General features: G+C 70.5%; 18 protein-coding genes. 8 read left to right on the top strand and 10 right to left on the bottom strand.

Translation table 11 applies throughout. From position 1 onward, the window contains the following. The first annotated feature begins 38 nt into the window (after positions 1–38). From J2852_RS03375 to J2852_RS03365, 3 genes are all read left to right on the top strand, one after another. Positions 39–512, top strand: coding sequence for a low molecular weight protein-tyrosine-phosphatase (locus J2852_RS03375; RefSeq protein ID WP_209870953.1), 474 nt, complete (start codon positions 39–41; stop codon positions 510–512). After that, complete coding sequence (locus J2852_RS03370) at positions 509–1,357, top strand: fructosamine kinase family protein (protein WP_343206673.1); 849 nt, start codon at positions 509–511, stop codon at positions 1,355–1,357. The genes J2852_RS03375 and J2852_RS03370 overlap by 4 nt, the downstream gene beginning before the upstream one ends. Positions 1,358–1,460: 103 nt before the next feature. Next, a complete protein-coding gene (locus J2852_RS03365) occupies positions 1,461–2,627 on the top strand; it encodes a sensor histidine kinase (RefSeq protein ID WP_209870951.1) in 1,167 nt (388 codons plus the stop codon). Here J2852_RS03365 and J2852_RS03360 read toward each other — a convergent pair. The 8 genes from J2852_RS03360 to tsaE all read right to left on the bottom strand — a co-directional run bounded on the left by J2852_RS03360 (position 2,624) and on the right by tsaE (position 13,292). Continuing rightward, positions 2,624–2,815: a DUF1127 domain-containing protein gene (locus J2852_RS03360; protein ID WP_209870948.1), complete on the bottom strand. Its 192-nt coding sequence runs from the start codon at positions 2,813–2,815 to the stop codon at positions 2,624–2,626. The genes J2852_RS03365 and J2852_RS03360 overlap by 4 nt on opposite strands. Positions 2,816–2,925: 110 nt before the next feature. Then, positions 2,926–3,810 (bottom strand): transcriptional regulator GcvA, encoded by an 885-nt coding sequence (gcvA, locus tag J2852_RS03355; RefSeq protein WP_209870945.1) that lies wholly within the window; start codon positions 3,808–3,810, stop codon positions 2,926–2,928. 69 nt (positions 3,811–3,879) lie between these two features. Next, positions 3,880–4,206 carry a thioredoxin TrxA gene (trxA, locus tag J2852_RS03350; RefSeq protein WP_209870942.1) on the bottom strand — a complete coding sequence of 109 codons (327 nt, stop codon included), beginning with the start codon at positions 4,204–4,206 and terminating at the stop codon, positions 3,880–3,882. A 153-nt stretch (positions 4,207–4,359) separates the two neighbouring features. Then, entirely contained in the window at positions 4,360–7,887 is a 3,528-nt protein-coding gene (addA, locus tag J2852_RS03345; RefSeq protein WP_209870939.1) for a double-strand break repair helicase AddA, read from the bottom strand. Positions 7,888–8,044: 157 nt separating this feature from the next. Further along, on the bottom strand, positions 8,045–11,020 hold the full coding sequence (gene addB, locus J2852_RS03340; protein ID WP_425514347.1) for a double-strand break repair protein AddB: 2,976 nt from the start codon (positions 11,018–11,020) through the stop codon (positions 8,045–8,047). A 21-nt stretch (positions 11,021–11,041) separates the two neighbouring features. Beyond that, on the bottom strand, positions 11,042–11,797 hold the full coding sequence (locus J2852_RS03335) for a nucleotidyltransferase family protein (RefSeq protein ID WP_209870936.1): 756 nt from the start codon (positions 11,795–11,797) through the stop codon (positions 11,042–11,044). Positions 11,798–11,799: 2 nt separating this feature from the next. Then, the gene (locus J2852_RS03330; RefSeq protein ID WP_209870934.1) at positions 11,800–12,816 is read right to left on the bottom strand and encodes an aminoglycoside phosphotransferase family protein; all 1,017 of its coding nucleotides are present in this window, start codon (positions 12,814–12,816) and stop codon (positions 11,800–11,802) included. Further along, complete coding sequence (gene tsaE / locus J2852_RS03325; protein WP_209870931.1) at positions 12,813–13,292, bottom strand: tRNA (adenosine(37)-N6)-threonylcarbamoyltransferase complex ATPase subunit type 1 TsaE; 480 nt, start codon at positions 13,290–13,292, stop codon at positions 12,813–12,815. Before tsaE ends, J2852_RS03330 begins: the two co-directional genes overlap by 4 nt. Before the next feature lie 208 nt (positions 13,293–13,500). Here tsaE and J2852_RS03320 point away from each other — a divergent pair, with 208 nt between their 5' ends. Beyond that, complete coding sequence (locus tag J2852_RS03320; protein WP_209870920.1) at positions 13,501–14,523, top strand: NAD(P)/FAD-dependent oxidoreductase; 1,023 nt, start codon at positions 13,501–13,503, stop codon at positions 14,521–14,523. Positions 14,524–14,602: 79 nt separating this feature from the next. On the opposite strand, the gene J2852_RS03315 is transcribed toward J2852_RS03320, so the two are convergent. After that, positions 14,603–15,163, bottom strand: a complete 561-nt coding sequence (locus J2852_RS03315) for a Spy/CpxP family protein refolding chaperone (protein ID WP_209870918.1) — start codon at positions 15,161–15,163, stop codon at positions 14,603–14,605. Positions 15,164–15,347: 184 nt separating this feature from the next. Here J2852_RS03315 and J2852_RS03310 point away from each other — a divergent pair, with 184 nt between their 5' ends. The 4 genes from J2852_RS03310 to J2852_RS03295 all read left to right on the top strand — a co-directional run bounded on the left by J2852_RS03310 (position 15,348) and on the right by J2852_RS03295 (position 19,783). Continuing rightward, positions 15,348–16,076: a response regulator gene (locus J2852_RS03310; RefSeq protein ID WP_209870915.1), complete on the top strand. Its 729-nt coding sequence runs from the start codon at positions 15,348–15,350 to the stop codon at positions 16,074–16,076. Beyond that, a complete protein-coding gene (locus J2852_RS03305; protein WP_343206672.1) occupies positions 16,073–17,434 on the top strand; it encodes an ATP-binding protein in 1,362 nt (453 codons plus the stop codon). The genes J2852_RS03310 and J2852_RS03305 overlap by 4 nt, the downstream gene beginning before the upstream one ends. 200 nt (positions 17,435–17,634) lie before the next feature. Next, on the top strand, positions 17,635–18,141 hold the full coding sequence (locus tag J2852_RS03300) for a calcium-binding protein (RefSeq protein WP_209872055.1): 507 nt from the start codon (positions 17,635–17,637) through the stop codon (positions 18,139–18,141). A gap of 301 nt (positions 18,142–18,442) precedes the next feature. Further along, positions 18,443–19,783: an NAD(P)/FAD-dependent oxidoreductase gene (locus J2852_RS03295; RefSeq protein WP_209870913.1), complete on the top strand. Its 1,341-nt coding sequence runs from the start codon at positions 18,443–18,445 to the stop codon at positions 19,781–19,783. On the opposite strand, the gene J2852_RS03290 is transcribed toward J2852_RS03295, so the two are convergent. Beyond that, complete coding sequence (locus tag J2852_RS03290) at positions 19,784–22,186, bottom strand: sensor histidine kinase (protein ID WP_209870910.1); 2,403 nt, start codon at positions 22,184–22,186, stop codon at positions 19,784–19,786. Positions 22,187–22,249 lie beyond the last annotated feature (63 nt).

The following is a 22,249-nucleotide window of genomic DNA, read 5'->3' as shown; positions in this document are numbered from 1 at the left end:
GAACGAAAGACACTGGCACGAAAGACGAGGGAGTGGGGATGGTCAAGGTCCTGTTCGTGTGCACGGGCAACATCTGCCGGTCGCCCACCGCGGAAGGTGTGTTCCGCCATCTGGTCCGGCAAGCGGGGCTGGAGGACCGAATCGCCACCGACTCGGCGGGCACCCACGGTTACCACGTCGGCGAGGCGCCCGACCCGCGCAGCCAGAACGCCGCCAAGGCGCGCGGCGTGGACCTGTCGGACCTGCGCGCCCGCAAGGTGACGGCGGGGGATTTCGCCGACTTCGACTACATCCTCGCCATGGACCGGGGGCACTTGACGCAACTCCAGCGCATGGTGACGCAAGAGAGCAGGGCGACCGTCAAGCTGTTCCTGGACTACGCGCCGGGGGCGGCGAAGCGCGAGGTGCCGGACCCCTATTACGGCGAGGGCACGCATTTCACGGAGGTTCTGAACCTCTGTGAGGCCGGGGCGAAGGGGCTGCTGGAGGCGATCCGGCGGGAGAGGCTGTGACCCCGGCGTCCGTCCGGGACGGCATCGAGCGGGCGCTGAGCTGTCCGGTGGCGGCGCTCGACCGGATGGCCGATGGGCACAACACGGTGCTGTGGACGGTGCGGCTCGGCGACGGGCGGCGGTTGGTGGCGAAGGCGGGGACGGGGCTGGAGCCGGAAGGCTTCATGCTCCGGTACCTCGCGGCGAACTCCTCCCTGCCGGTGCCAGCGGTGCATGTCGCCGATGACCGGCTGCTGGTGATGGACCACATCGCCACGGACGGTGGCATCACGGCGCGCGTCGAGGAGCATGCGGCGGAACTGATTGCGGCGCTGCATGGCATCGGGGCGGATGTTTACGGCTTTCCCCGCGACACGCTGATCGGGCCGTTGCCGCAGCCGAACGACGAGGATGCGGACTGGATCACCTTCTTCCGCGACCGGCGGCTGCTGTTCATGGCGCGCAAGGCGCTGGAGGAAGGGCGGATCGACGCCGCCCTGATGGCGGGCATCGAGCGGCTGGCCGGGCGCCTGCCGGACCTGATCGGGGAGCCGGTGCCGCCGTCGCTGATCCACGGCGACCTGTGGGGCGGCAACGTGCTGGCGGGTGGCGGACGCGTGGCGGCCTTCATCGACCCGGCGCTCTATCACGCGGATGCGGAGATCGAGTTGGCCTTCACCACCCTGTTCGGCACCTTTAGCGAGGCGTTTTTCCGCCGCTATGGGGAAATCCGGCCGATCCGTCCGGGATTTTTCGAGCTGCGGCGGGACCTCTACAATCTCTACCCGCTGCTGGTGCATGTGCGGCTGTTCGGCGGATCCTACGTCGGGTCGGTGGAGCGGACGGTGCGGCGTCTGGCTGGGTGATTCCGCACGCGCGGTCGGACAAATCGGTGACATCTGGCGTCTCGCCGTGGGGTGGGGCGATGGGCTATGCTGGCGGGGTAACTCTTCGGAAACGGTCCTTTCCATGCCCAGCCCGCCCGGCGTCCTCGACGGGGTCGCCCTGTTCGAATCCTTCACGCCCGACGAGCGCGAGGCAGTGGCGGCGCGCGGGCGCGTGCTGGAGTTGCCCACGGGCACGGTTCTGATGCGCGAGGGCGACGAGGCCGATGCGCTCTACGTCCTGCTGGACGGCACGGTGCGGGTGATGCGCGCCGACGCGGTCGGCAACCCGGTGGAGGTCGGCTTCCGCCTGACCGGCGAATGCTTCGGCGAGATGGCGCTGATCGACGGCGGCCTGCGTTCCGCCACGGTGGTCGCCGCGTCGCGGGTGCGCGTGTTCGAGTTGGAGCGCGCGCTGTTCATGGAGGTGATGACGCGCGCGCCGGACCTGATGTCCAAGCTGCTGCGCGAACTCAGCCGCAAGATCCGCGACGTGTCGGAACGGGTGGTGCGCGAGGACTTGGAGCGCCGGACCCGCGCCGCCGAGACCGAACTGGCCCGCCACCGCGCCATCACCCAGGTGGTGACCGGGCTGGCGCACGAGATCAACACGCCGCTCGGCATCTGCGTGACGGCGGCCAGCCACTTGCAGGAACTCGCCGAGTCGGAGGCCGCGTCCTTAAGGGAACCGGCGGCCCTGCTGGTCGGCAACCTGGATCGCGCGGCGGGGCTGGTCCAGGCCTTCACCGCCATCGCCGCCTGCCACCACGCCGAACCTCTGGAAACGCTGGACATTCTGGAACTGGCCGAGCAGACGGCGGCGATGTTCGCCATGGAACGGCCGGACGCCGGCATCCTCATCCGCGTCGATGTGGACGGCCCGCGCCCCTGGGTCGGCTACCGCGCCCATCTGGAACGGGCGCTGCACCAGCTGTTCGCCAACGCGGCGGCGCACGCCTATCCCACCGGTTCGGGCGACGGCGTCGTGGAGGTGACGGTGGACAGCGACGCGCTGGACGGCAAGCCGGCGTGGCGCTTGACCGTCCGCGACTCCGGCGTCGGCATCCCGGAGCGCGAGTTGCCCAAGCTGACCGACGCCTTTTACACGACCGCGCGCGGGCGGGGGCACAAGGGGCTTGGCCTGACCATCGCCTTCAACACGGCGACCGGGCCGCTGGCCGGCCGGATGCAGGTGGACAGCGCCCCCGGCGCCGGCACCACGGTGACCATCACCGTCCCGCAAGAGCTTTAATCCTTCCAGAAGGGCCGGCGCGCCTCCATCATCGCGTCGTAGCGGGTGAGGCCGATGTCCTTCAGCTCCCGCTCGGTGAGGGAGAGCAATTGCGCGCGTTCGCGGCGCAGTTCCCACAGGTGGGCGAGGCGCTGGAGAAGGGACGGCACGACGCGGGGCGCGCGGCGGGGAAATTCCAGAACGGCCATGGGGTGCCTCCGGCAACGGGTCCGAACGGCGTTCAGCATCCTCCCGCCGGGCGGCTCCCGGCAAACGAGACCTCCTCACGGTCGGATGAGCGGATTTCACCCGAAGCGGGTCAGCGGATCTCGCCGAACTCCGCCCGCATCCAGGCGCGGAAGGCGGCGACTTCCGGCCGTTGCAGGCTGTCCGGCGCGCAGACCAGCCACCAGGCGGCGCGGGCGCGCGCACGCGGCCCGAGCACCTCCACCAGCCGGCCGGACTCCAGGTCCGGATCGATGGTCGGGCGGCGCCCGATGGCGACGCCGAGCCCTTGCGCCGCCGCGTTCGTCGCCATGTGGAGGGTGTCGAACCGAAGGCCCCCGCCAAGCGCCGAAGCCGGCAGGCCGGCGGCTTCGGCCCAGGCGTTCCAGTCGTCCGAGACGTTGGCGACGTGCAGCAGCGGCAACGCCGCGAGATCGGCGGGCGAGGAAATCCGGGCGGCGACATCGGGCGCGGCGACCGGGACAAGCTCCTCCTCGAACAGCTTCAGCGCGGCGAGGTCCGGCCAGGGACCGTGGGCGAGGCGGATGCCGAAGTCGATGCCGTCGCGCGGGAACTCCACCGGGCGGTGCGACGTGTCGAGATCCACGGTGATGGTCGGGTGCCGCTCGCGAAAGGCGGGCAGGCGGGGTATCAGCCAGCGGACCGCGAAGGTGGGGGCGGAGCTGACCGACAGCCGGCCGCTGGGCGCGCGGCCCGGCACGCTTTCGGTGGCGAGCGCCAGACCGTGCAGGGCGTCCCGCACGCGGGGAAGGTAGGCCGATCCGGCGGGGGTCAGCGACAGGCTGCGGTTGCCGCGCAGGAACAGTTCCACCCCCAGCCAGTCCTCCAGAGTCTGGATGCCGTGGCTGACGGCACTGGGGGTCAGGTGCAGCTCTTCCGCCGCCGCCTTGAAGCTGAGGTGGCGGCCGGCGGCCTCGAACAGGCGCAGGGTGTTGAGGGGCGGCAGACGGTAGGCCATCGCCGGCAGCTTAACGCAAAAAGCCCCGCCGTGGGGCGGGGCTTTTCGACAGGTTCAGCGCTGGGGCGGTCAGGAGAGAGCGCCGTCCACCCACTGGAACAGCGCGCCCTTCGGCAGGGCGCCGATCTTGGTGGCGGCGACGTTGCCGTTCTTGAACAGCATCAGCGTCGGGATGCCGCGCACGCCGTACTTGGTCGGGGTGTTGGGGTTCTCGTCGATGTTCAGCTTGGCAACGGTCACCCTGCCCTGATACTCGGTCGCGAGGTCGTCCAGCGCCGGGGCGATCATCTTGCAGGGGCCGCACCACTCCGCCCAGAAATCGACCAGAACCGGCCCGGACGCCTTCAGAACATCCTGCTCGAAGCTGTCGTCGGTGACCTTGATGGTGGCGCTCATGTGACCTCTTGCCTGGGTTCAGGGGTGTCGCCGTCGGTTGGTGTCCGGTTCGCGGCGAACCCGTCCCTGTCTGTGGAATTCGGGCAAAATGTAGGGCCGTCCCCCCTCCCCGGTCAAGCCACCACGCAAGCCCTTGTGGTTGAGGGGTTATGGTCAGCGGGATTGGCCTGTGCCCGAAACCCCGCCCGCATGAAAAAGTTCCCCCGGCAGTTCCATCAGGAACGGCCCGTCCGTCCACAGCAGCACGCAGCGCACGTCCTTGCCCGGATAGACCGAGGCGAGCGCCCCCCGGTAGGCGGCCATCTGGCGGACATAGACGGCGGGCACCTCCTCCACCCGGCGGGGCGGCGGGCGGTTGGTCTTGTAGTCCACGATCCACACCGTGTCGCCGTCCACCACCAGCCGGTCGATCCGGCCGGACAGAGCGCGCCCCTCCACCACGCCGACCACCGGCACCTCGGCGCGGGAGTTGGGGCCGAACAGGCGGGCGAACTCGGGATGGTTCAGGACGGCAATCGTTTCGGAAGCGATCGCGTCCTGCTGTTCCGGCGGCAGATCGTGCGCCGGGCGGGCGAGGAAGCGGCGGCAGGCGGCCTCCCGCGCGCCGGGCGCCAGATCGGGCAGGGACTGCAACAGCCGGTGCACGAGGATGCCGCGCTTGAAGCGCGCCCCGTCGTCCTCGCCCAGGGGGGAGCGCACCGCCGGCTCGTCCCCATCGGGGCGGGAGGGGGTGAGGGGGCGGGACGGCTCCGGCTCCACCGGCGCCGGCGCGGTCAGCCAGGGTGCCGGGGCGTGCGTGCCGAGAACGCGGCCATGGCCGGCGCCGTCCGGCTTGGGCGCGGCGGTCTGCGGTTCGGACAGGCGCCAGCCGTCGCCGGCCCAGCCGTCGGGGCAGAGCGCGGCGAAGTCGAAGGCGTGCGGGACGCCGACCTCCTGCATCGCCGCCTCGACCAGCTTGTACCAGCAGCTTTCCGCCGGCTCGCGCTTGCCCTGATAGCCGCAGACATACAGCCGGTCCTCCGCGCGGGTCAGCGCGACATACAGCAGGCGGCGGTATTCCTGGTCGCGGCGGCGGTTGGCGCGCCCGCGCGCCTCGGCGCACAGCGCGTCCTCCTGCCCCCGGCGGGCGGCGAAGAGGGGGACGGCGCAGCCCTCGTCCGGCCACAGGATCGGCGGGCTTTGCGTCGGGGACCCCAGCGTGTCGGGCAGGAAGACGATGGGGGCCTGCAAGCCCTTGGATCCGTGCACCGTCATGATGCGCACGCGCCCGCCGCCCTGCTCCAGCTCGCGCTTGATTTCCGCCTCGCTGGCGGCGAGCCAGGCAAGGAAGTTCTGCAACGACGGCGGCTCGGTCTTTTCGAAGGCGAGACAAACCGCCAGGAACTCATCCAGCGGGTCCTGCGCGTCGGGGCCGAGTCGTTTCAGGATGGCGCGGCGGCCCGACCGGGTGTCGGCCGGGCAGGGCGCGGCGAGGATGCCGGCGAACAGCTCGTAGGGCGCGCGGAAGTCGGCACGGCCGAGCTGGTCGCCCAGGTAACGGCGGGCCGGGCGGTAGGCGGGGTTTTCCTCAGCCTTCTTCACCAGCGCGTGCCACAGCGTGCCGCGCCGGCTGTGGGCGAGGTCGAACAGCTCCTCCTCGGTCAGGCCGATCAGCGGGCCTTTCAGGACCGTGGCCAGCGTCAGGTCGTCCTCGGGCAGCAGCAGGAAATCGGCCAGCGCCATCAGGTCCATGACCGCAAGCTGTTCGGTCAGGATCATGCGGTCCACGCCGGCCACCGGCACGGCGCGGTCCTTCAGCGCACGGACCAGCTCCGTGACGAAGCCGGTGCGGCGGCGGACCAGAACCATCACGTCGCCGGGCTGGATCGGCCGGCCGCGCGATTCCAGCGTCTCGCCGCGTTGGGTCCAGTCGCGGATCGTGTCGGCGATGACCGACGCCAGACGCGCGGAGGGCGAATCGGCGGCCTCGCGGGCGACCGGCGGCGCCCAGGCGGGCGGATCCGCGACCTCGGCCGGCTTGACCGGGGGCCACAGCTCGACCAGACCGGCGTGGCCGCGCCGGAAGGCGCGGTGGCGGATCACCGGGTTCGTTTCGGAAGCGACACCATCCTTGGCGGCGTCCAGCCGGAACACCTCGTCCACCGCTTGGAGCACGGCCGAGGTGGAGCGGAAGGAGATGTCCAGGTCCACCGCGTGCCACGTCTTCTCGGCGGCCTTGGCGCGGGTCTGGAAATGGCGGCGCATGCGCGCGAATTCGGCGGGGTCGGCGCGCTGGAAGCTGAAGATCGACTGCTTCTCGTCGCCCACCGCGAAGACGGTGCGGGTGACCGGGGCGCCGTCTTGAACGCCGGTTTCACGGGCGCTGAGGCCGGCGAAGAACTCCTCGGCGATGGAGGCCACGACCTGCCACTGCTCCGGGTTGGTGTCCTGCGCCTCGTCGATCAGGATGTGGTCGAGGCCGCCGTCGAGCTTGAATAGCACCCAGGGAACGGCGGGCACCCCATCCTTGCCGCGCAGCAGGGCGTTGGCCGCCAGGATCAGGTCGTCGTAGTCGAGCAGCGCCTTCCCCTGCTTCTTCGCCTCATAGGCGCGCAGCAGGGCTTCGGCGAGGGTGAGCAGGGCGGACGTCGACGCGGCGACGCCGGCCGACTTCACCCGTTGCATCAGCGAAACGAGCCTTTCCGCCTCGCGCTCCAGCGCGGTCAGGGCGGCGGGGTAGGCGGTTGCCGGCTTCTTGGTGATCAGGGTCTTGCGCGGGCTGCCCTCGGCGGTCAGGAACAGGCGGGTGTAGGCGTGGAAGGCCTTCACGCGGGTCTCGGCGGCGTCCAGCCATTGCTGGATGCCGATGCCGCGCTCCTCGTCCGTCTTGGTGCCGGTGGCGAGCGCCCGGCAGGCCTCGCGCAGGGTCGGCACGTCGAGGGACGCGTCGGAGCAGGCCTCGTGCAGGATCGAGGCTTCGGTCGTGCCGGGCTCGACCTTCAGCGTACGGTAGACCTCGGCGACGGCACCGTCCAGGCCCTTGGAACGCTCGAAAATGCGCTGAATGCGCCCGCGCTCGTTGGCGAGTTCGGCCAGGATGTCGGCGAATTCCTCCGCGTTCAGGTCGGCGGTCAGGCGGGCCATCGCCCTGCCGAGCGGTGTCTCGGGCGCCGCGCGACCGGCGTGCAGCACCTCGTCGCGCGACTCGGTCAGCAGGCCGGCGGCCGTGCGCTCGTCCATCACCTCGAAATGCGGGGCGAGGCCGGCCTCCAGGGGGAAGCGGCGCAGCAGCGACTGGCAGAAGGCGTGGATCGTCTGGATCTTCATGCCGCCGGGGCAGTCCACCACCTGGGCGAACAGGCGGCGGGCGGCGGTGCGCGTCTCCGCGCCGGGGCGCTCGCCGCACAGGTCGTAGAGACGGTCTTCCAGATCGGCGTCGGGCAGGGTCGCCCAGATGCCCAGCGTGCGGTTGATGCGGATCGACATCTCCGCCGCCGCCGCCTTGGTGAAGGTCAGGCAGAGGATACGCGCGGGCGGCGTGCCGGCCAGCATGAGGCGCAGCACGCGGTCGGTCAGCACCTTCGTCTTGCCGGAGCCGGCGGACGCGCCGACCCAGACCGACGACAGCGGGTCGGACGCCCGCCGCTGCGCCACGTTGGGGTCGAGCGGCAGGTCGCGGGCGGGCAGGGTGGTCAGGGTCATGGCGCGGCCTTTGCGGGGGTGGTCGCGGTGGGCCCCCATCCCGACCTTCCCCCACCTTGCGGCGGGGGAAGGAGATCAATTCCCTCCCCCGCCGCAAGGTGGGGGAGGGTTAGGGTGGGGGCCCGCTGGCCGACGCCTGTCTGGAGGCCATGCCGCATCACGCCTCACCCCCGTCGCCACCCGCCGACCATTCCTGAACGCGGGCCAAGTGGGCGTAGTCGGTATAGCGCGGGGCCATGGCGGGGCGGGGGCAGGAGCGGTAGGGGGTGGCCGGGTCGTCGAAGTGGCGGATCAGCTCTTCCAGGCCGGCGCGGGCGTCGGCGGCCAGCGCGGCGGGGTCGCCCTTCACGGGCTTTTCCTCGCCGGCCGGGTCGCCGCCGGACAGGCGCCAGAAGGCCAGCTCGGCGACCCGGTTGGCCGCGACGCCGCCGAAGCCGCCGGCCTCGGCGATGGCGGCCTCCAGGGGAAGCTGCGGGGCGAAGCCAAGCTCGATCTCGCGGGTCGAGGGCGGGGTGCCGGTCTTGTAGTCGATCAGGACCAGCCCTTCGCCGGACGAGTCGATGCGGTCGGCCTTGGCGGTCAGGGTGAAGGGGCCGGCGGGGCCGTTCAGGACCAACTGGCCGGACACCTCGGTCGCCAGGGGCTTGGTGGTCAGGCGGCGGTCGCGCTCCAGCCCGATGAACCATTCGGCGATGCGCTCGAACCGCGGCCACCAGAAGGCCCACACGTCGGGGTGCGTGCGCAGAAGCGGGCCGAACGCCTCGCGGCCCAGGTCGAGCAGGCGGGGCAGGGCGTCGTCGGGCAGCGGGCCGGGATACTCGCGCACGAACCGGTCGAGGGCGGCGTGGATGAACTGGCCCCGGTCGGCGGCACCCGGATCGGCGGCGATGGGGTCGAGCTTCGACAGGCGCAGGACGTGGCGCGCGTAGACGGCGTAGGGGTCGCGCATCCAGGTTTCAATTTGGGTGACCGACAGCTTGCGCGGCCGGGCGGCCACGGGCGGGCGTGGTTCCGGGGGCGGAATGGGCCGCACGGCGTCCGGTTCGTCCAGGCCGCGCGCCCAGGCGAGCCAGGGTTCGCCCGCCAAGTCGATGCGGCCGTCGAGGTTCAGGGCGCGCAGCACGGTTTCCAGGCGCAGCAGCCAGCGGGACGGAACTGTGGGCGTGCCCTCCACACGCTCGGCGCGGGTCAGCACCACCTCGGGCGCGCCGCAGGCGTGGGTGAAGTCGTGGGCGGACAGGCCGACCATGCGCTCCGGGCTGGGCAGGCCGAAGTCGCGGCGCATCGGGCGCGACATCCAGGGGTCAGCGGCGGGGTCGGGCGGCCATGTGCCCTCGTTCAGCCCGCCGAGGATCATCAGGTCGAAATGCTGGAGGCGGGCCTCCATGGGGCCGAGGATCGACAAGCGCGGGTGCCGGCCAAAGCGCGGACGCACCGCGCGCATCGCCATCAGCGCGTCGAGCAGGGCGGGGTAGTCGGTGCCGGGAACGGCGGGGAAGCCGTCGGCGGCTTCCAGCAGTTCGTGGACGAAGCGCGCCGCCTCCTCGCCGTCGTCATGCAGCCAGAGATAGCCGGCGCCGGGCTGCCCGGCCTGGGCGGCGAGCTTCTCGGCGAAGGCGATGTGCGCGCGGACGAGGTCGCCGATGGGGGCGTTGCTGAACAGCACCTCCATGAAGGGGGCGGCGAGGCGGGCGAGGTCCTCCAGCCAGTCGATCAGGATCGCCTGCTGGTCCTTGTGCTCGAACCGCTCCGTGGCCCGGACGGCGGCGAGCAGGCCGTCGAAGCCCTCGGCCGGGCGGGGGCCGCGCAGCACGGTGCGCTCCAGCGCGCGGGCGGCGTGGCGGAAGTCGGACGGGTCGCGCCCGCCGGCCGCCAGCGGGTGCTTGGCGAGCGCCAGGAGATCCAGCGGGTGCGCGCGGCTGGCCGCCAGCTCGGCGGTCAGGCGCAGGTAGGTGCCGGCGGCGGTGTGGACGAGCGGCTGGCCCGCCGAGTCGTCCACCACGATGCCCCAGCGCGACAGCGCCATGGCGACGCGGCGGGCGAGGTTTCGGTCGGGCGTGACCAGCGCCGCGCGCTTTTCCGGCGTTTCCAGCGCGTGGCGCATCAGCAATGCGATGACCGACGCCTCCTCCTCCGACGTCGGGGCGTCGATGCGGGTGAGGTTGGCGAGGGCGGTCTCGTCGAAGCCCTCCAGGTCCCGCCAGCCTTCCGTCGTCGCGGCGGGGCGCATGGCCTCCGCGATCAGGCGGGCGCGAGGCGCGCGCGGTTCCTCGGCATCGTTCCACAGCCGAACCGAATCTCGCGGGGAACCAAGCGTGTCGAGAAGATGGGCAAGCCCGTGCTGCGGGTGCGATTCGTCGCGGCGGATGGCGTCCCAGGTCGTGTCGTCGGCGCTCTGATCCAAGCCCGGCAGGACGACCGCGCCCTGCGGCAGGCGGGCGATGACGGCCAGAAGGTCGGCGGAGGCGGGGATGGAGCCGGTCGAGCCGGCGGCGATGACCAGACCCTGCGGCGGGTCGGCGCGCCACAGCTTGGCCTGGGTTTCCAGCACGATGTTGCGGCGTTGCGCCGGGTCGGTCAGCTCGCTCTCGCCGAGGATCGCCGGCCAGTGCTCGGTGACGATCTTCAGGAATTCCAGCGTGACCTGCCAGTGCTGGGCGTAATCCGCCGGCACCAGCGAACCCAGCCGGTCGAAGGCCACGCGCTCCGTCCACACCGCGTCGATCAGACGGCCGAGGTCGGCGCCGAGGCGCACGGCCTGCGCGGTGGTGGCGGAAACGCCCTTGGCCGACAGGATCAGGCGGGCCAGCATCAGCTGGCGCTTCAGGCCGCTGACCGCGTCCGGCAGTTCCAGGGGCACGCCGGGCAGTTCCTCCGCCGTCAGGCTGAGGGAGTCGGCGTCCAGCTCGCCCAGCGGGCTCATGCGCGGCAGCAGCATCGGCCGGCCGCCGGAGCGGCGCAGGAAAGCGTCCCGCAACGACCGGCAGGACCGGCGGGTCGGCAGCAGGACGGTCACGCCCGCGAGCGCCAGCGGGTCGTCGCCCACGCGCTCCACGATGCCCGCCGCCAGCGTGTCCACGAAGGACACGCCGGACGGAATCGTGAAGACCTTGGCCGCCGGATCGCTCATCATCGGATTCTCAGGATCGGATACTCAGGTGGTGACGACGACGGTGTCGCTCTTCGACAGAAGCGCTTCGGACTCGGCGAGGGCTTCCGGCGTGCCGACGTGGAACCACAGGCCGTCGTGGGCGAGGCCGTAGAGGCGCCCGGCCTCCTGCGCGCGGTCCCAGACGAGGTTGGTGGAGAAGGGGCCGTCCGGCATGTCCTTGAACAGTTCCGGCTTCACGATCTGGACGCCGGCGAAGACGAAGGGGGCGATCTCCATCTCGGCGCGGCGGGTCAGCCGACCCAGCGGGTCCATGTGGTAGTCGCCACGGCCGTCGTAGCCCACCGACTTGGTGGTCGCCATCAGCAGGAGCAGCGCGTCCATCTCGTCCGGGTTCCAGTGCGCCGCCAGACGGCGCAGTGTCGGCGACGGGCCGTCGAGCCACAGGATGTCGGCGTTGACCACATAGATCGGCGCCTTGCCCAGTTGCGGCAGGGCCTTCTTCACGCCGCCGCCGGTTTCCAGCAGAACGTCTTCCGGCGACAGGGTGATGGCCGGCTTTTTCCGGGTCTTCAGATGCTCGGCGATCATCGCGCCTTTGTAATGGCTGTTCACCACGGCGGAGGTCACGCCCGCCTCCTCCAGCCGGTCGAGCGCGTGGTCGAGCATCGGCTTGCCCAGGATGGGGATCAGGGGCTTGGGGCGCTCCAGCGTCAGGGGGCGCATGCGCAGGCCCAGACCGGCGGCCAGCACCATCGCCTTCTTGGGCGCGTTCTTGGGCATAGACACAGCAGAGGACATAATCAATCCGGCTCCGGAACGACAAAGTCCGCGCGGGTTCCCGGCGGAAGATGCCGGGCGAACCAGTCGGCCACTGGGGCAAGCTCGGGCTTCGCGAGCTGGCCTTCCAGCAGCCGCCAGACGCGCGGCAGGTGAACGAGGTATCCGCGGCGGCGCTGTTGCAGCGCCAGCCGCAAGAAGATGGCGACGATGCGCGCGTGCCGGACGGCGCCCAGCACGGCGTAGGACCGGCGGAACGCGTCGGCGTCCAGGTCCGGGAAGGCGGCGAGGTAGCGGTTCAGCAGGGCGGCCGTCAAGTCGGCCGGCACGTCGCGCCGCGCGTCCTCCAGCAGCGACACCAGATCGTAGGCGACGGGGCCGAGCCCGGCGTTCTGGTAATCGATGATGCCGGCGGCCTGGACGCCGGGGCGCGGCAGCCGCATCACGTTGTCCACATGGTAATCGCGCAGCAGCAGCGATTGCGGCCCGGCGCAGGCGGCGGGGATCACCGCGTCCCACGCCGTTTCGAGGTCGGAACGAGCCCTGTCGGACAGCGGTTGTCCGGTCGCGGCGGAGACGTAGACCTCGGCGAACAGGGCGACCTGGGCCTTGAATAGGGCGGCGTCGTAGGTGGGCAGCTCCAGGCGCGCCGCCTCCTCCACCGGAAAGCGGCGGTGCAGCTCGATCAGGACGTCGGTGGCGAGTTCGTAGAGGGCGCGCGGGTCCGCGCCGCCGGCCAGCAGGCGCGACAGGGTGTCGTCGCCGAAATCCTCCTGGATGGCGAGGCCGGCGGGCACGTCCGCCGCCAGGATCCCGGGGACCGAGAAGCCGAGCCGCCGCAAGATGTCGCCGATGGCGATGAAGGGGACCAGATCCTCGGCGGGGGCGGGCGTGTCGACGAGGATGACCGTGCCGCCGCCAGGCTTCTCCACGCGCTCATACCGGCGCGCGGAGGCGTCGCCGGCCAGCGGGTGACGCCTGGCGGCGCCCAGGCCGTGCCGGGCGAGGAAGGCGGCGATGGCCTGCGCGCGGTCGGTCATGGGGCCAACTCCAGGGCGGCGAGGCGTTCGGCCCACGCGCCGTGGCCGGTCAGCTCCGCCTGGCGGGCGGTCGGGCCGGCAAACGTCATGGTGAGGTCCAGCCGGTCGGCGGGCAGCAGGGGGCCCAGCCGGTCCGGCCATTCCACCAGCAGAACGGCTTCGGCGCGGGCTTCGTCCCAGCCGAGTTCGGTGACCTCGTCGGGGCCGGACAGGCGGTAGAGGTCGAAATGCCAGACCGGGCCGATGTCGGTGTCGTAGGTCTGCACCAGCGTGAAGGTGGGGGACGGCACCTCCGCATCCTCCTCCGTCACCGCGCGGATCAGGGCGCGAGACAGCGCGGTCTTGCCGGCGCCTAGGTCGCCGCGCAGCGCCACGAGGTCGCCGGGGCCGAGCGCGCGCGCCAGCCGGCGGGCGAGGTCCACGGTTGCGGCCTCGTCCGGCAAGGGGACGGTGCGGTGAATGGTGGGGTGCGTCATGGCGCCGGATTGTGGGCGAACGGCGGCACCCGCCGCAAGCCGGAAAGGCGGGCTGTTGCAGAGGTCACGGGGCGCAAAAGATGGGCATTGCCTCCCGCACGGGCGCATGGCCGACTCGACGGGGTTGACCGCCGGGCCGAAACCGGACAATTGAAAGCCATTTCGCGGGCTTCCGCCGCACCACCCCCGTCAATAAGGTATCGCGTCCATGTCGCAGACCGTCCACCGCACCGATGTCGTCATCGTCGGCGCCGGCCCCGTGGGCCTGTTCGCCATCTTTGAATGCGGCATGCTGAAGATGAACGTCCATGTCGTGGACGCGCTGGACATGGTGGGCGGCCAGTGCACGGCCCTGTACCCGGAAAAGCCGATCTACGACATCCCGGCCCACCCGGCCATCGAGGCGGCCGACCTGATCGACAGGCTGGCGCAGCAGGCCGCCCCCTTCGCGCCGACCTACCACCTGGGCCAGCAGGTCGAGAAGCTGACCCGCACGGACGAGGGGCGCTGGCTGGTCGAGACCAACATCGGCACCAAGATCGACACCCAGGCGGTCATCATCGCCGCCGGCTGCGGCGCCTTCGGCCCGAACCGCCCGCCGCTGGACGGGCTGGAGCAGTATGAGGGCAAGTCGGTCTTCTACATGGTTCGCCGCCGCCAGGATTTCGCCGGCAAGCGCGTGGTGATCGCGGGCGGCGGCGACTCGGCGGTCGATTGGACGCTGTCGCTGGCCGACGTGGCGGAGAAGGTCTACGTCGTCCACCGCCGGCCGAAGTTCCGCGCCGCCCCGGAAAGCGTCGCCCGCATGGACGTGCTGGCGCGCGAGGGCAAGATCGAGATGGTCGTGCCCTACCAGCTCTCCGGTCTGGTGGGCGAGAACGGGCAGCTGTCGGCGGTGCGCGTCGCCACGCTGGACGGCGAGGAGAAGGACCTGCCGGCCGACGCGCTGCTGGCCTTCTTCGGCCTGTCGATGAACCTGGGACCCATCGCGGATTGGGGCCTGAACCTGGAGCGCAACCACATCGACGTCAGCCTGCCCGGCTGCGCGACCAGCGCCCCCGGCGTCTTCGCCATCGGCGACATCGCCACATACCCCGGCAAGCTGAAGCTGATCCTCTGCGGCTTCTCCGAGGCGGCGCAGGCGGCCCACGCCATCCACCCGCTGGTCCGTCCGGGCGAGGCGCTGCACTTCGAATACTCCACCTCCAAGGGCGTTCCGGGAGCGGAATAAAGCCTGCCGGTCAAAGAAAACGAGCCGCCGGTGGGGGCCGGCGGCTCGCTCTTGCGGTCAGCTGACGGGAGGCACCCGATCAGCCGCCGCGGGGGCCCTGGCCCGGTTCGCCCGGACCGTGGTGGCGCATGCGGTGTTCGCCCATACCGCCACCCATGCCGCCGCCCATACCGCCCATATGGCGGCTGGCGCGGTTCAGGAACTGGTCGGCGGTCTTCTGCTGCTCAGGGGTGAGCTGAGCGTAGAGATCGGTCAACGCCGGACGCACCTGCTGGAGCTGCTGGAGGCGGGCCGACATCATGGCGTCCATCCGCTCAAGCTGCTGCGGCAGGGCCGTCGGCATCGGCTGGTCCTTGTACTTGGTGCAGAGGTCGTCCGTGACCTTCTGGCTCGCCTTCGCGGTGTCGGCGAACTTGGTCCAGGCGGCGCGCTGCTGGTCGGTGATGTTCAGCTTCTTCTCGGCAAAGGCCAGCATGCCGGCCAGACGGGCGTCCTGGTCCTCGCACATGCGGGCGAAGTGGCGGCTGGGGTCGCCGCGGCCGGCACTGGCGCCAGGACCGGGCTGCTGCTGGGCGAACACCGGAGCGGCGATGCCGAGGCCGATCACCAGCGCGGCGGTGGTCATGAGGGCGCGTTTCATGGATGGTGCTCCTTGCTCAAAGGGGAGTGTGCCTTCCCGATGGCCCCAGGATGGGCCCCGAACTTTGCGGGTTGATGTCGGCAAATCCGTCACTTGGTAACGCTGTGTAACAGCCGCCGCGGCCGTAACGTGGCGTTACACATTTTTCCTTCACCCTCGCGCGCGCCCGTTCGATCATGGGGCCATGGACCGCACGCCTCATCTCCTGGTGGTCGATGACGACCGCGAAATCCGCTCCCTCGTCGCGCAGTTCCTGACGCGGCACGGCTACCGCGTCACCGGCGTGAAGGACGGGGCCGAGATGATGCGCGCGCTGGAAACGGCGCGCGTCGATCTGATCGTGCTCGACCTCATGCTGCCGGGCGAGGACGGCCTCAGCCTGTGCCGCCGCCTGCGGGCTACGCCCGACACGGCGCAGACGCCGGTTATCATGCTGACCGCCATGGGCGAGGAGACCGACCGCATCGTCGGGCTGGAGATGGGCGCCGACGACTATCTGGCGAAGCCCTTCAGCCCGCGCGAGCTGCTGGCCCGCATCAAGGCGGTGCTGCGCCGCGCCACCGCGCAGCCCGTGGCCGGCGGGGCGACGGGCAAGACCTTGCAGTTTGAGGGCTGGTCGCTCGACGTGGCGAAGCGGGAGCTTCGGTCGCCGGACGGGGTGCTGGTGCAGCTGTCGGCCGGCGAGTACGACCTGCTGGTCGCCTTCGTCGAGCATCCGCAGCGCGTGCTGACCCGCGACCAGCTGCTCGATCTGGCGCGGGGGCGGTCGGCGGTGCCCTTCGACCGGTCCATCGACGTGCAGGTCAGCCGCCTGCGCCGCAAGATCGAACCCGACCCCGCCGACCCGACGCTGATCAAGACGGTGCGGGGCGGCGGCTACCTGTTCACCCCGGCCGTGGTGGCGAGCCCGTGACGAGGCTGAGCATACGTCGTTTCCTGCCGGACAGCATCGTCGCGCGCATGGCGCTGACGGTGGTGCTGGCGCTGCTGTTGACGCAAGCGGTCAGCGCGCTCGTCTACCTGACCGACCGGCCGGAAGGGCGGCCGGTCCACGGGTTCCGTGTGCTGGTCCAGCGGGTGTCTTCCATCGTCCAACTGGTGGAGAGCACGCCCGTCACCGAGCGGGGGCGGCTGGTGCGGGCCATCGACGATCCGGTGCTGCGGGTTGACTGGCAGCGGGAGAAGCCCCGTTTCGGCGACGTGCGCGAGGGTTTCCCGTTCGAACGACTGCGCCGCGCCGTCCGCAACGCTCTCGATGACCCGCACCGGACCGTGGTGGTGGAAACCCGCCGCGAACGGCCGCTGCCCGGTCCTTTCCCGGTGGAGGAGCATCACTGGGGTACCGATGTGCGCCTGTCGGTGCAGCTGGTGGACGGGACGTGGCTGGTCTTCTCCGGCGGCGACCCGCTGGAAGGGCCGTTCCGGCTGCTGCGCTTCGTTCTGTGGATGGCGGGCATCGTGGCGGCCATCGCGCTGGTCTCGCTGTGGACGGCGCGTCGGCTGACCGCCCCCATTGCCCGCTTCGCCGAAGCGGCCGAGCGGTTGGGCGTGGACGGCGAGGCGCAGCCGCTGCCCGAGGCCGGCCCGCGCGAGCTGCGCGCCGCCACCCGCGCCTTCAACCGGATGCAGGCGCGGCTGGCCCGCTTCGTCGCCGACCGCACGCAGATGCTGGCCGCCATCAGCCACGACCTGCGCACCCCGCTGACCCGCCTGCGCCTGCGCGCCGAGCTGGTCGAGGATCCGGAGATGCAGCGCAAGATGCTCGCCGACCTTGATGAGATGGAGGCGATGATCAAGGCGACGCTGGCCTTTGCCCGCGACGACGCTCAGCGCGAACCGCGAGGGCCCCTCGATCTCGCCGATCTGCTGCAGAGCCTGTGCGACGACCGGGTGGACGCCGGCCACGACGCCGCCTACGAAGGGCCGCCGCACGCCGTGGTGGACGGGCGGCCGGTGGCGTTGCGGCGGGCTTTCGCCAACCTGATGGACAACGCCATCGCCTATGGCGGCGGCTTCACCGTGCGGCTGGTGCCGGAGGACGGGCAGGCCCGCATAGAGATCGAGGACGGCGGCCCCGGCATCCCGGAAGACGAGTTCGAGAAGGTGTTCACCCCCTTCTACCGGCTGGAGCGGTCCAGGTCCCGCGACACGGGCGGCGTCGGGCTGGGCCTGTCCACCGCCCGGACCATCCTGCGCGGGCATGGCGGCGACATCGCCTTGGCCAACCGGGTAGGGGGGGGCTTGCGGGTGACGGTGATGCTGCCGCGCTGATGCCCGGCTGGGTGGCTTCTCCTGTTACCGAAATGCCGCTAGCCCCTATTAGGTCGTGGTGTGATTACCGCGACAAGGTGGCTGTAAATTACAAATACAGAAGTCTGATCAACTCGATAAATCATTTTTAGTTATTTAATTGTGTGTCGCTGTCGTTAATCATGAAGCCGGAGTCTGTAATAAATTTGGGAGTAAACGCCATGGCGACTTTAACGGGCGGTGAGGGAGTTGATCGTATCAAGGGCACGTCCGATGCCGACGTGATCTCCGGGCTTCAAGGGAATGACGTGTTGCTCGGCTGGAGAGGGGATGACTTCGTCAACGGCGGGACGGGCAACGACTATATTCAGGATGGTGATGGCAACGATGTCGTGATTGGCGGTCTGGGGGCGGACACCATCGATGCCGGGAATGGAGCCGATTTCTTCTATCTTGGAGAAAGCGAATTGCTCGGAGACGACGGTGCGGCTGACATCGTCTACGTTGAAAGTTCCCGCTGGGGCACTGGGCAGGACATCGTGAACGGCTTCGTGCTGGAGCAGGACCACGTCAAGGTGAAAGGCGTTAAGTACGCGGATGTGGGGCTTGAAGCCTATGACTACGGAGGCACGGCCAGCACCTTGGTGACCATCGACGAGCAGTCGTCCCTTCTCCTGGTCGGCGTGACCTACGACAGCAATCTTCGAAATATTCTCTTTGCTACGTGATATCGCCGAGCGGAAGTCCTGACACACCTCAAACCGTCATGGCCGGGCTTGACCCGGCCATCCACGTCGTTGCGAATGCGTGCCGGAGCCGCCGTGGATGCCCGGCTCAAGGCCGGGCATGACGATGAAGAAAGAGCGGGTGTGTCAGCGCTTTAGCGCGACGGTATGACACGCTTCCGAGAGGCGAGGGACAAGGCTGCATGTGTCCTTCGACCTCGGCGCCTGCGTCCGATGCGGTGCAACAAAGGGTGGCACGGACGGTTCTTCAGTTGGGATAGTGACCAACTGGAGATTCCGGGCCGTGCCCCATCTCGACCGAACGCCCGCGCCCGTCAATAACAGCCCGCATGTGGTCATCGTGGGCGCTGGCTTCGGCGGGCTGGCTTGCGCGGAGGAATTGGGCGGCACCAACATCCGCGTCACGGTGATTGACCGGCACAATTATCACCTGTTCGTTCCGCTGCTGTACCAGGTGGCGACCGCCGCCCTGTCGCCGGCCGACATCGCCGAGCCGATCCGCCGCATCCTCAGCCGCCACCCCAACATCGACGTGGTGATGGGGGAGGTGACCGGGATCGACCTTGCGCAGAGAAAGGTCATGCTGGCCGACGGCAGCTTCGTCCCCTATGACCGGCTGGTGCTGGCGACGGGGTCTTCCTACAACTACTTCGGCCACGACGAGTGGGCGGAGGTCGCCCCCGGCCTGAAGACCATCGAGAACGCGCGGGCCATTCGCGCCCGGCTGCTGATGAGCTTCGAACAGGCGGAGATGTGCGAGGATCCGGCTCGGCAGACGGCGCTGATGACCTCCATCATCGTCGGGGGCGGACCGACCGGCGTGGAAATGGCCGGGTCCATCGCCGAGTTGGCGCGGCACGCCCTGGCCCGCGACTTCCGCCGCATCGACCCGCGCGCGGCCAAAGTGCTGCTGGTCGAGGCGGGGCCGCGCATCCTCGCCGCCTTTCCGGAAGACCTGTCCAACTACGCCCGGCGGAAGCTGGAGGAGCTTGGGGTGGTGGTACTGACCGGCCAGGCGGTGGAGAAGATCGAGCCGGGCGGGGTCACCATCGGCGGGCGCTTCATTCCGGCCGGGACCATCGTGTGGGGCGCGGGCATTAAAGCGTCTCCGGCCGGGCAATGGCTGGGGGTGGAGACCGACCGCGCCGGTCGCATTCCGGTCGCCCCGGACCTGTCGGTGCCCGGACTGGAGGGCGTCTATGCGCTGGGCGACACGGCCGTCCTCGCGGGCGACGACGGCAAGCCGTTGCCGGGGCTGGCGCAGGTCGCCAAGCAGCAGGGCGAACATCTGGGCCGGGCGCTGGAGGCCAGCCTGTCGCGGGGCGAGGCGATGCCGGCCTTCTGCTTCCACAACCGGGGCAACACGGCCATCGTTGGGCGGAGTGCTGCGGTGTTCGACTTCGGCAAGCGCAGGCTGAAGGGCTGGTTCGCCTGGGTGCTGTGGGCCATCGTCCACGTCTATCTGCTGGTCGGCTTCGAGAAGCGGGTGCTGGTGACCATGCAGTGGCTGTGGCGCTACGTGACCTACCAGCGCGGCGCGCGGCTGATCACGAGGGACGCACCGGCCTCGCCACTGGGGCAGGAGGCCCAGCCCTTCGTCGAACCAAAACGGCGGCAGGGGTAATCACGGGTTTCGGATCGGCAGCACGCAGCAGACGCGGGCGCCGTTGCCGGGCCATTCCTCCACCTCCAGCCGGCCGCCGTGCAGTTCGAGCACGTTGCGGACCAGCGACAGGCCAAGCGCCGCGGCGCCGCGCGGGTCGGTGCGGTCGTAGCGGGACGGCAGGCCCATGGCCTCGGCCGAGGTCACGCCGCCGCTGACGGTCAGGGTCAGGGTGGTGTCGGTGCGCTCGCCGGACAGCAGGATGCGGCGGTCGGTCGGCGGATTGCGGATGGCGCCGACCACCAGGGTGAACAGCGCCTGCTTCAACCGCTTGGCGTCGCCCTCCACCTCGCCCAGCGCGGTCGGGGCCTCGACGTCGAGCTTCAGCCCCTCGCGCCGCGCCCATTCGCGGGTCAGGCCGGCGACCGTCTCGATCAGGTCGGTCACGTCCACCGGGCCGCGCTCCAGCGTCGTCACGCCGGCGCCCAGGCTGGTCATGTCCACCACGTCGTCGATCAGCTCCAAAAGCCGCTCGCCGGCGTTCAGGACGCTCTTCACATACTCCAGCTGGCGGGCGTTCAATTCGCCGAAATACTGGTTCGCCAGCACCTCGGCGAAGCCGATGATGCCGTTCAGCGGTGTGCGCAGGTGGTGGGAGACGTTGGCGATGAACTCGCTCTTCAGCTGGTCGGCGGCCTCCAGCGCGGCGTTGGAGGCGCGCAGCGCCTGCTCCAGCCGGGCGCTGTCGGTCACGTCCAGATAGCTGTTCAGCACCGCCCCGTCCGGCAGCGGCAGGGTCGAGAACTCCACCACCGAGCCGTCCGCCCGCTCCAGCCGGCCGGAGCGCACGGCCCGTTCCAGCGTGGCGCCGATCATCTCGTCCTTCAGGGAATCCCAGTCGCCGCCGTTCTCCAGGAAGGGCCGCATCCGCTCGAACAGGTCGGAGATGTGCGGCTCGCCCTGCAAATCGTCGTCGTGCAGGTCCCAGATGCGGGCGAAGGCGGGGTTGGACAGCTTCAGCCGGCCGTCGCCGCCGAACACGGCGATGCCTTCGGCGAGGTTGTCCAGCGTCTCCTGCTGCACCGCCATCAGCGTGTTGTAGGAGGACTCCAGCGCCAGCGTGTTGGTCACGTCCTCCATGATCAGCATCAGCCCGCCCATGGGGTGGGGCGCGGCCAGAAAGCGCAGCGTCGTGCCGTCGGGGAGGTGCATCATTTCCTCCGCCGGCTCCATCAGGCGGGTGTAGCGGCCGAGCCGTTCGCGCTTGAAGGTCTGGTAGTCGGCGTATTCCGGCAGGCGGCGGCGGGCGCGCAGATCCTCCAGCACCTCAGAATGGGTGGGCTCGCCGCGCAGCCATGCCTCGTCCAGTTCCCACAGCTGGGCGTAGGCGTGGTTGAAGAACGTCAGCCGCATGTCCGGCCCGAAGATGGCGATGGCGGTGCCGAGCTTCTCCAGCACCTCCGCGTGGGCGGCGAGATGGCGGTTCAGCTCCGTCCGCAGTTCCTCCGCCTGGGTGAGGTCGAGGGCGTAGCCGACCACCAACGTGCCGGTCCCGTCCGGGGCGGGCAGCGGGGCCTCGGTCACCTCCAGCAGGCGGCGTTCGGTGCCGACGACCACGGTCACCCGCTCCGACTGGGCCACCCCGGCGTCGCGCGCCCGCTCGGCCAAGGCCCGGCCGGCGCCGGCCGAGGCCAGCTCCGTCCGCGCCTCCAGCACGGCAGCGGGGTCGGCGTCCACGGCGCGGGCGTAGGCGCGGTTGCACCAGGCGAGCCCGAGGTCGGCGCCGCGCAGCCACACCGGCACGGGCAGCGCGTCCATCGCCGCCCGCAAGTCGGCCAGCGCCGACTGGGCGGTGTCGCGCGCCTGGGTCAGTCCTTCCTGTTCGCGGCCCTGCTCGGTCAGGTCTTCCAGCCAGACCACGTCGAGTGAGGAGCCGTTGGCATTCTCGCCAGAGGCCGGGCCAGCGCGCCGCCCGGCAAGGCGCAGGCGGCGGCCGGTCTTCGTCACGGCCTCCAGCCGGAAGCTGTCGCCCTTCGCGCGCAGCCGCCGCACGGCCTCGGCGACGCGGGGGGCGTCGGTTGGGGAGAAGGCGGCGGACAGGTCGCCCGTCACCGTCCCAGTCAAGGCGCCGGTGCCGAGCAGAGTCGCGCAGTCGGGCGAAGCCAAAGTCGTCCCTTCCGCGTCCCAGGCGCACCAAGGGTGGGGGCAGGCGGTCAGCAGGGCTTCCAGCCGCGCGATCTCCGACGACAGCCGGTCGGTGTCGCGGCGGTTCCGCTTGGCGCTCCAGAAGAAGCCGCCGAAGCTGGCGGCCCCGAGCACGCCGGCCATCCCCAGGACGAGCGGCGACGAGGGGTCGGCGGCCGCGCCGAAGCCCGCCGCCAACCCGAGCGCTGCGAGGGCGTATGGTTTGGTAAACGCGTTCACGAGGCAGAGACTAGTCCAGGCCTTTCGTCGGGACAAGCGGGGGTGGCACGACCGTCCGTTCGA

It is taken from the genome of Azospirillum soli (assembly GCF_017876165.1).
Taxonomy (GTDB): domain Bacteria; phylum Pseudomonadota; class Alphaproteobacteria; order Azospirillales; family Azospirillaceae; genus Azospirillum; species Azospirillum soli.
Note: the sequence above shows the minus strand (reverse complement) of the source record. Positions and strands in the feature narration are given on the sequence as shown.

Bases quoted from the DNA above. Each gene is read 5' to 3' on its own strand.
- J2852_RS03375 (WP_209870953.1), top strand. From the start codon at position 39: ATGGTCAAGGTCCTGTTCGTGTGCACGGGCAACATCTGCCGGTCGCCC.
- J2852_RS03365 (WP_209870951.1), top strand. From the start codon at position 1,461: ATGCCCAGCCCGCCCGGCGTCCTCGACGGGGTCGCCCTGTTCGAATCC.
- J2852_RS03360 (WP_209870948.1), bottom strand. From the start codon at position 2,815: ATGGCCGTTCTGGAATTTCCCCGCCGCGCGCCCCGCGTCGTGCCGTCC.
- gcvA (WP_209870945.1), bottom strand. From the start codon at position 3,810: ATGGCCTACCGTCTGCCGCCCCTCAACACCCTGCGCCTGTTCGAGGCC.
- trxA (WP_209870942.1), bottom strand. From the start codon at position 4,206: ATGAGCGCCACCATCAAGGTCACCGACGACAGCTTCGAGCAGGATGTT.
- addA (WP_209870939.1), bottom strand. From the start codon at position 7,887: ATGACCCTGACCACCCTGCCCGCCCGCGACCTGCCGCTCGACCCCAAC.
- addB (WP_425514347.1), bottom strand. From the start codon at position 11,020: ATGATGAGCGATCCGGCGGCCAAGGTCTTCACGATTCCGTCCGGCGTG.
- J2852_RS03335 (WP_209870936.1), bottom strand. From the start codon at position 11,797: ATGTCCTCTGCTGTGTCTATGCCCAAGAACGCGCCCAAGAAGGCGATG.
- J2852_RS03330 (WP_209870934.1), bottom strand. From the start codon at position 12,816: ATGACCGACCGCGCGCAGGCCATCGCCGCCTTCCTCGCCCGGCACGGC.
- tsaE (WP_209870931.1), bottom strand. From the start codon at position 13,292: ATGACGCACCCCACCATTCACCGCACCGTCCCCTTGCCGGACGAGGCC.
- J2852_RS03320 (WP_209870920.1), top strand. From the start codon at position 13,501: ATGTCGCAGACCGTCCACCGCACCGATGTCGTCATCGTCGGCGCCGGC.
- J2852_RS03315 (WP_209870918.1), bottom strand. From the start codon at position 15,163: ATGAAACGCGCCCTCATGACCACCGCCGCGCTGGTGATCGGCCTCGGC.
- J2852_RS03310 (WP_209870915.1), top strand. From the start codon at position 15,348: ATGGACCGCACGCCTCATCTCCTGGTGGTCGATGACGACCGCGAAATC.
- J2852_RS03300 (WP_209872055.1), top strand. From the start codon at position 17,635: ATGGCGACTTTAACGGGCGGTGAGGGAGTTGATCGTATCAAGGGCACG.